General features: G+C 32.7%; 6 protein-coding genes, 1 tRNA gene and 1 pseudogene. 7 read left to right on the plus strand and 1 reads right to left on the minus strand.

Annotation, left to right across the window (positions count from 1 at the left end; genetic code table 11):
• The first annotated feature begins 247 nt into the window (after positions 1-247).
• Positions 248-562, plus strand: a complete 315-nt coding sequence (locus tag B9T30_RS16180) for a type II toxin-antitoxin system Phd/YefM family antitoxin (RefSeq protein WP_086185906.1) — start codon at positions 248-250, stop codon at positions 560-562.
• A gap of 193 nt (positions 563-755) precedes the next feature.
• On the plus strand, positions 756-959 hold the full coding sequence (locus tag B9T30_RS16185) for a hypothetical protein (RefSeq protein ID WP_086185907.1): 204 nt from the start codon (positions 756-758) through the stop codon (positions 957-959).
• A 306-nt stretch (positions 960-1265) separates the two neighbouring features.
• On the opposite strand, the gene B9T30_RS16900 is transcribed toward B9T30_RS16185, so the two are convergent.
• Entirely contained in the window at positions 1266-3530 is a 2265-nt protein-coding gene (locus B9T30_RS16900; protein ID WP_086185908.1) for a P-loop NTPase fold protein, read from the minus strand.
• A gap of 515 nt (positions 3531-4045) precedes the next feature.
• Between B9T30_RS16900 and B9T30_RS16200 the strand changes: the two are divergent.
• The 5 genes and pseudogenes from B9T30_RS16200 to B9T30_RS16220 form a co-directional block, all read left to right on the plus strand.
• A pseudogene (locus B9T30_RS16200) lies at positions 4046-4390 on the plus strand (GreA/GreB family elongation factor); the annotation flags it as partial.
• A gap of 99 nt (positions 4391-4489) precedes the next feature.
• A tRNA-Ser gene (locus B9T30_RS16205) sits at positions 4490-4579 on the plus strand.
• Between the two features lie 955 nt (positions 4580-5534).
• On the plus strand, positions 5535-6398 hold the full coding sequence (locus B9T30_RS16210) for a DUF6502 family protein (RefSeq protein ID WP_086185909.1): 864 nt from the start codon (positions 5535-5537) through the stop codon (positions 6396-6398).
• 180 nt (positions 6399-6578) lie between these two features.
• Positions 6579-7313: a hypothetical protein gene (locus tag B9T30_RS16215; RefSeq protein ID WP_086185910.1), complete on the plus strand. Its 735-nt coding sequence runs from the start codon at positions 6579-6581 to the stop codon at positions 7311-7313.
• A gap of 259 nt (positions 7314-7572) precedes the next feature.
• Positions 7573-9135: ESPR-type extended signal peptide-containing protein (locus B9T30_RS16220; RefSeq protein ID WP_264754384.1), on the plus strand; the 1563-nt coding region annotated here is incomplete at its 3' end.

Raw genomic sequence — 9135 nt, forward strand, 5'->3', positions numbered from 1 at the left:
TTAAAATATATGAAATTTAATTTTTATAATGTATGGAATTAATTTTATGAAAGCGGTTTTAATTAAATTTTTTAGAGTAGATGATTGTTTGCAGATTGCTAGATAAGTCTACCAGTCATTTCTGTTCCAAATAGATCATTAAGAGTTAAATTACATAGTTAATTTTGTAGATATTGTATGCTTTAAGTATAGTTAAACTATATGGCAAATATGAAACAATTTTGCCATATAGTATGAGGTCTTAGATATGAATGGATTAACTTTTATCAATGGTGCAACTGTTTCTGCGACTGATGTTCGTAAATCTTGGAGTAAAATTGTTCAATGTGTCAAAGATAGTCATAAACCTATTTTTGTTTGCACGAACAATAAGCCCGAAGTTGTTGTTCTGAGCTTTGAGGAGTTTCAAAATATGCAGGAAATCGTTGAAGTTGCTAGGCGTGAACAGCTAGGACAACAAATGGTTTGTGATCTTTTGGATATTGCTCAGTTAACTAGTAAGCCTATCAAACATATGCTTTTAAACAAAAAAGGTGTATTTGAAGAAGGAGAAGGGCAATAAGCATGGCTGTTGGTGATATTTATCGAATTTTCGTAAGATTTGATTCAGATACCCTTGAAGGGAAAGAAAGCAAAATCGTTGAGATTGGTAAAGCTAATTTAACTGTTGTGGTTGTAGATTAGATTACAAGCCAGTACAAGGCCAAATCAGATTATATTAAGTTGCAATATTATTCGATTGATCGGAGTCAATCATGAAAAAAGTTAAAAAATTCTTCCATACTAAATCTCATGAAATGTATGTCACAAAGTCAGTCAAAGTTTCAAGCATAGCTCAACCTGCTAATAAATATTTCAATACGGAGCAGTTGGAGGCTCTTACTCAATATATTCCAAGCATTAAAGTATCTACTGATGAGGATCAAACTTCATTTTTAGAAGATGATGATGGCTACTAGTTTTAATTAATTAAAATAAATTTATGTTGAATGCAAGTAGATATTAAACGGAATATATTTAGGTAGTATCTCCTGAGATAAGAGGATACTACAAATATATTTGAGATATGGGGGGAATTAGATTTAAGACGAGGCTTTCATAAAAAATTATCTTAATTAAAACAGATACGCATACCCAAAAAATGTATATCATTTGAGTCTGTAAATTATTTTGTGTAAGTTCGATTTTTTATAAATGATCTTTTAATCGATCATAGAACTGAATCGTGAAACCATTCATCGCTAAACGCCAATTTTGAATTGGCATCACCAATGCTCTTCGTTACCATTACGAAATTTCGCTATGCCTTCATTGAATAGCTTTATCGTATATATTTCTTCAGTATTTAATTTAGATTCATCAGCATTATTAATTATTTTTTCAATTCTCTCAACATCAAAGAATTCATTGATATTACTAGCTTTAATGTAATAATGCTTTTTACTGCGTTTACCATCAAAGGATGTACTATGCTGAATGCTTTGAGATAAAAACTTTAATAGATCCTGAAAGTTGGTTAATATTAAATCTATCCAAGTGGTTATATCTTGTACTTCTCCCCATTCTTTCCAACGATATAAAAGCGTTAAAAGTGACTTATTTCCCAATAAAATCTCTTTATTCGAAAATGCTAAAATCTTTAACTTGTTTACAAAGAAATCTTTAATTGAAATATAATCGGGATTATCTAACAATGTCTCTTTATTTTCATTCCTTTTTTCTTGTTCCGATAAAAGCAACTTTGCAATCATCAAAAATTCATTGGATTTATTAAAGCATTCCAATAATATCTCACCACGTTTTTCTTTTTCATCAATGCGTAAAAGAAAATTATAAATTAGTCGATATATAAGAGATTGAGCACCAAATATATCAAAGAAGCTTGTATCATCATCACTTACCGAATCGCCAACATCAATTAAAGCTGATATATATGGAATAGCTGAATCTTCTGTCACTTTATTTTCATATGACTCAAACTGTGAAAGAAATTCTTTTAATTTACCGTTGGAATTTAACTCTAAAATTTTACTTTTTAATAAATTCTCATTAGCGGTCAAACTAATAAAATCAACTAAATCAGATTTAGTAATTTCATTTTCAGACAATGATAAATGAAAATAACTTTCAAAATTTTTATCATGACAAATTCTACCTTCAGAAAACCAATTATTATATGATTCATAATCATAATAATTATTGCCTGTAATCCACTGGATAGTTGGAAATAATTCGATTAATATTTTTTTCAAAGTCTCTCTATTGCTCTCAGATGTTTTTGAAATTACAGATTCGATGGTTGTTTTCAAAGCTTCTTTATTATTTTCTCTGTTACTTCCTATTGACTTAAATTTAGTAAATGCATGTTTAGAAATTGACAATTCATTATAAACTTCAGGTTCAAATACACGTAAACACTCTATAGCTATTAAATCTACTGAGTTTACCTCAAAAACAGTTCTTCCTTTTAATAAAGAAAAATGGAATGATAATGTAGACGTATATCTATATACACTCCTTAAATTATTAAAATAATTTTTTAATCCAGAATGATAAAGCTGTGCCCATCGATCTTGATCAAATTGTATATTAGAGTTTTCACCTAATTCTAATATTTTATTTAAACGATCAAATAAAACATTATGAACTTGTATTTGTGAAACTTTAGGAATATTAAAGGGTACTTGAATAATTTTTTCTAAATAATCCTTTCCAGATTGAGTTGTATCAGTAAGCTTATCTTCTACAATATTTCTTTGAAATAGGAGTAAAAATGTCACATTCGGAAATTCTGTATTCGCTTTTATAAGTTGAAAAATCATCCTTAATTCTGAGGTGCTTAATCTATCCAAATCATCCATAACTATGAGAATAGGATTTTCAAGCTCCTGTAATGCAACCTTTAATTCACTTCGTATCTCTGTCAAATCTTTTTCACCATCCTTAGCTTTTTCATCATGATACCCAGCTAATTTTTTTAAATTTTCTATTACCCATTTCAAAAAAGGACTTACGGCAACAATTCCTGTAGTGATTAAAGTAATTATTTTTGTGTCATTTAAGAATGCATTGAAAAATCCTATTCCTGCTATTGCAGATACTATAAATGGGAGTGAATTAGATGTAGATGTCAAAATGACTTCACTTGCAGCAAGGTAATTACCATATTTTTTGAATGAATCTGCTAACTTTTTATTCTTCTCTGAAGAGTTTTCTTTTCCAATCGATTTCGAGATTTCATTAAAAAATGCTTTTGTTATTTTTTCTTGTGCAGCCCATTCCCATGGAGAGAACTCAATAACCATTGGCTTTGAAGTTTTACTCTTCATATATGTTAAAGCCATATTTTTTACTGAAGACTTTCCTGTTCCCCAATCCCCATATAATGCGACAACTAGGCTATCCTTACCATTCCAGTTACTAATAGCTTCAGCTAAATTCTCCGAAAATTTTGCTCTTTCTAGCAAATCCTCATCAATATTATGAATTGGACGATCCGCAGAGAAATTAAATTTATCTATATTTTTCATAAGCACTAAAAATTTAAAATTGTTTATTTCATAAATATATACTTAAAATTCAATAGCGAAACAAACTAAATTTTCCAAATTCAGTATCTTATAAAAATTAAGCAATTGAAATCATCTCTAGGTAAAAATCTATATCATTACTTGGAGAGGTCTAAAGTTGAAGTTTTAGCCGTAGCTTTACACGAAGTATCAGATCATGCATATTCAAAAATTTTTATATACTTCAATATTAAAGAAATAAATGTAATTTTACTGCTTTTGACTTCAACTCACAGGATGGATTTTTCTTAAAAAGAAGACAAAGCTATAACTATTATTTTAATTTTTAGCTAGAAATCTAAGTATGGCAGTTCGAATAACTAGCGATTTTATACTCAAAATGATTTTGGTTTTATAACTTACCAAATATACTATTTATTATATATTTAGGGGTGTTTACATATTTTTATGTAAATTGTTTTTGTGTTTTTTCTCTAAAAGCATTGTAAATAGTATGTTTTGTAGTGGGGTTATAATACCAATATAATAAGCAAATTTTACGCAAGATAGACCGCCGTGTTCGTTACCTAGGTAAGCGTTTAGAAGAGTTTAAAATTATTGATTTTTCCCCTGAACAAGAAGGGAAAGTATATTTTGGTGCTTGGGTTGAGATTGAAAATGATAAAGGTGAAAAAATCACGGTGCGTATTGTTGGGGTAGATGAAATTTATGATCACCACCCACAACATATTTCAATTGGTTCACCTATGGCGCAAGCGTTGCTTGGAAAACAAGTCGATGATGAGGTGGAGGTCATGACACCATCAGGCAAAAAATTGTGGTATATCAATGAAATTCGTTATGAAAAGCCTGAAAAATAGTCAAAATAACAGATTTTGATTTTATTTTAAGCAGTCAGTAAGAAAAAAGTATAAAAGTGTTTGCTAAGATCGAATTTTATTTATATCATAGCCGCCATTGGAAGCGTGGCAGAGCGGTTTAATGCACCGGTCTTGAAAACCGACGAGGGTGTGAGTCCTCCGTGAGTTCGAATCTCACCGCTTCCGCCAAATATTAAAAAAGACCCTTGATTATCAAGGGTCTTTTTTTTATCTATGCTTTTGTCCCACATAGTACCCCACATAAAATGTTGAATTGAATTAGACGCCTTATTATCGCCAAGTCTATTTCACTGAATTTGTTCTTTCATTTATAAAATGTTGCTGTACTCATAGCTTATTCATGGCAAAGCTTCGGCATAAGTGTCGCTGCTTCGACCTGCTTTAGAATGGACAGGCTGATTGTCATTAAATTTGGATTGTTTTATCAAATCTTCTTGGGTTTTTAAGATAATAGATTGCTATTTTTGACTATGGTTCTTTTAGGGGAGTATTCCGAATAATCGTATTTATGAAATAGCTGTAATGATAGCTACAATTTAGAATCTGCCCAGTTCTCAAGATTCAAGGAATTTTTTATAAATAAGGAAGATAAGTACTTTGAGTACGGTTATTGATAAGATTAATTTTATTTTTTCCAGAAGGCACATTACAGATCTATTATATTTGACCTGTTTTATGTTTGTAGGAATCTAGATACAAACGATAATCTCTATGCTTTATACTGTTCTATATATTATTTTTCTTTCGGACAGGATAAAGAATAGGGCACCTTTAAAATTAGTTCAGTCATATAAAAAAAATCTAAATCCTTGATTAGCTTGGAGGATAAAGCTTGATTTTAAATAGCCCTCTAAATATCTAACCAGTTTCTGAAAAACAAGCAGCGTATGAGGCTTAAGCATATTTTGATTCTTTGTGTAGTCATACTATATTGAATATAAAGTGAAAATTGAACATTTAATTTTCGAGGTTTAGGGAGAATATCATTGAAAAATATAAATAGTGTGTTCTATATTAATCAGCATTAAAAAATAAAACCAACAAAAATATTTTTTTACATCAAGCTGGTTTGTTATGATCAGTAATTAATAGGTCTTTATTTATTTTAAATATATAACAGCATATGAAAAAGATTTTAATTCATAGTTCAAGTTTAGATCAGCCTACGCTATCTACATCTACGCATTTGTCACAGAATGCTGAATCGACTTTGGAGTGTACACTTCAGGTTATGAACGAACTTGTGCGCTGGATGGTAAAATCTGGCATTGGCTATGCGGAGTTTTCTGCTGCTTTGCGTTCTTTGTTTTATAATGAAGCAATTAAGGAACTTGAGTATTTAAATCAGAAAAAAACAGATTCATCGGTAAGCTTGCTGTCAGGATTAAACAGACGTGATGTAAGCGCTTTACGTGCAGAAAATGCTGGTGATCATCAGATTATTCCTGCTACTTATATGGATGTTTTATCAAGCAGTGTCCCTGCGCGTGTTGTTGCTTTATGGATACATCAAGATTTAAGCAATATTCTGCCGATTTCGGGAGAGGAAAACAGTTTTGAATATTTAGTGAAACAAATATCCACAGAAAAGCATCCACGTTCAATTTTACTGGAATTAAAACGTATTGGTGTCATTGTAGAAGATGGTGAAAATGTCATATTACAAACAAACAGTTTTACACCTTCACCTGAAATGGATGAAATTAAACAGTTATTTACTGTACATATTGTGAGTCATTTAGCAGCAGGAATTCATAATATTATTGAAAAAGATAATAAATTTTTAGAGCAAGCACTTTTTGCCAATGAATTAACCTCTGCATCGGTAGAACAATTGAAAAAGACCAGCATGAAATTATGGAATGAAATGTCAAAACAGATTTTGGCTGAAGCGCTGGAATACTGCAAACAGGACGAAGGTCGTCAAGATGCTGTATTTAATTTTAAATTAGGGGTATTTCAGCATGATATGCAGGAAAAAAAATAACCATTTTATGATTGGCTGCGTGTTTATTGGCTTTTGATGAAAAAGATATTTAACTTAAGAATAATAACAATATTATTTCCCCTAAAAAGATTATTTGATAAAATGTCCAAAATGAACATTTCTTAATTTAATCTTATTTCTTTACTTCTGCTAGTAAGGATCCCCATTCAGGTGAGATCGATGTGTGATAGCCGTGCCTATGCTTTTATTTTTTGCATATTGTTTTTAACCGGATGTGGGGAAAATTTTACAGTTGGTGGAGTCAGTCTAGGGGGGTCTGGTACAGGTCTGGGCATTCCTGATAGTGGTCCGAAGGATGGTATTGAAGATCAGTATGGTTGGGAATTTTACGTGAAAAATTCAATGATTAAGTTACAAGAATTCCCAACAGATCCAGATTGTGCAGGTGTGAGTCGTACGATTCAGTTTGAAAATATAAATACAGGTAAGCTGATTACTGAAGGTACTGATATTATTTTGGCTGAAACTGCTGTTGCAAAACCAAATAATGCGGCTGTAAAAATTATTGTCCGGAATTTAACAGATAAACCAATTTTAGAGCATATTCCTGCATGTACAGCGCCAATAAAATTGTTGGATCAAGATGGAAATGCGGTGGTTGGTCAAGGTGCAAATTTCAATTGTTCAGATAGTGAAAGCGTTCATCTTTATGCTACTGGAGAATGTAGAATTTTCCGTTATGAATTCAGTTTGCCGCAAAAAATTTCGAATTGGACCTTAAATTACAATACGAAATATACAGGTGTTGATAATGTTGAAATCAATCAATGTCCTTCTTTATTATTTGATATAAATGTTGACGAAAGGAAGAGTAATGGCGTGATGGCTGATCCACCTGTAATTATTTTTCCAGGCATGAGTGATCCTTCACCTTGTGATTCACCATTACCCTAATCAATTTTTAGAAACTTGATTTTGAAGACCTCTTTAATGAGGTCTTTTTTTTTGCCTGAAATTAAAAAAATATGGCAGGTCATGAAGGAATAAATTTTTTAAACGGGAGTTTGGAAATATTTTGTTACTTATGTAAATGTGCAATTTGAACATTTAAATTAAATAAATGTTCAAATTGCACATTTATTTAGCCATAATAAAAAACAATAAGTCACGCTCTTTATTTTTAAAGAGAAATACATCACTAAAAGGTATTGGAATGAATAAAATTTATAAGATTGTTTGGAATGCTTCTCTTGGGGCGTGGGTTGCGGTTTCTGAAATTGCAAAAGGTAAAACAAAAACAAACAGTGGTACTGTTGGTGATGTTGCAAGCAATCAAAAAAACGAAATAACATTAGAAAAAGCTTTTAATTACAAAGCGCTGTCTGTAGCTGTATTTACCGTACTTGTGCCAGCTTTTAGCTTTGCTGCTGTAGGAAATAATTCAATAGATACACGTCTTTGTGCAGCAACAGCTGCTGCATATAGTACTGGGGATATTGCAGTTGGATGTGGAAGTGATTCGAGTGGAACAAACTCGATTGCAATTGGTGGAAACGCGACTACTAAAGTGAACACTGGTAGTACTCAAGGCGGTCAGAGTATTGCAATAGGTTATGATGCTCAAACGAAAGGTGATCAATCTGTTGGTTTAGGTGCGAATGTTAGGGCTTCTGGTAATTCATCTATTGCGATTGGTGGAGATGATTTAAACAAAGTTGCGGGAACCAATAATAATACCCCTGCCGCTGTGACGTATAAGAATTTAACGGGTGATAATTTAATTCGTACCTATGATGCTGCCACAGGTCCAAATAGCCAATATTACGGAACGACTACGGGAGATGGTGCTGTTGCAATTGGTGTTCAAGCTTCTGCATTAGGAAATCTAGCAACATCATTTGGTACACGTACTCAGGCCAATGGTGTAGCTTCAACAGCGTTAGGGGTTGGTGCAACGTCAGATAAAGATGGTAGTGTTGCTTTAGGTGCTGGTAGCAAAACAGATGGTTCTGCAACAAAAGTACAAAATGCGACTGTAAATGGGCTTGGTTTTACAGGCTTTGTGGGTACAAGTGGTTTTGCTGGCAATGCATCTGATGCAGGTCGACAAGTATCAGTGGGTAATATTGGTAATGAGCGCCAAATTAAAAACCTTGCGCCAGGTGAAATTTCGGCAACTTCGACCGATGCAATTAATGGCAGTCAAATTTATGCTGTAACCAATACTTTAATTGGTCAAATACAAACGACTAAATCTGCATCGCCTGTAGTTTATACGGATACTACTGGGAATAAACTGACTAAAGCAAGTGATGGAAAATGGTATCTTTCAACGGCTGTTGATGCTGGTGGTAATAAAATAGGTTCGCCAGCAGAGGTTTTGGCAGCAAATGTTGCGACAAGATTACAAGATGCGAATGGTTCAACAACAACACCAATTAAGCTAACAAATGTGGCTGATGGTACAGTTGCGGCTAACTCAAAAGATGCTGTAAATGGTGGGCAGTTAAAATCCGTTATTGATGCACAAACTGCAACAGATAATGCAGCAGTGAAGTATGACAATGCAGCAACAAAAGACAAAGTTACTTTAGGCGGTGGAGTAACGGGTACCACGATCACTAATGTTAAAGATGGCGCACTGAATGCCAACTCAACAGATGCAGTGAATGGTCGCCAACTGTATGCAACCAACCAAAACGTTGCTCAAAACACCACAAGTATCAGCACACTGAACACCACAGTGAGCAACCACGGTACACAAATCACCACCAAT

The sequence above is a fragment of the Acinetobacter sp. ANC 4973 genome (assembly GCF_002135275.1).
GTDB classification, from domain to species: Bacteria; Pseudomonadota; Gammaproteobacteria; order Pseudomonadales; family Moraxellaceae; genus Acinetobacter; species Acinetobacter kyonggiensis.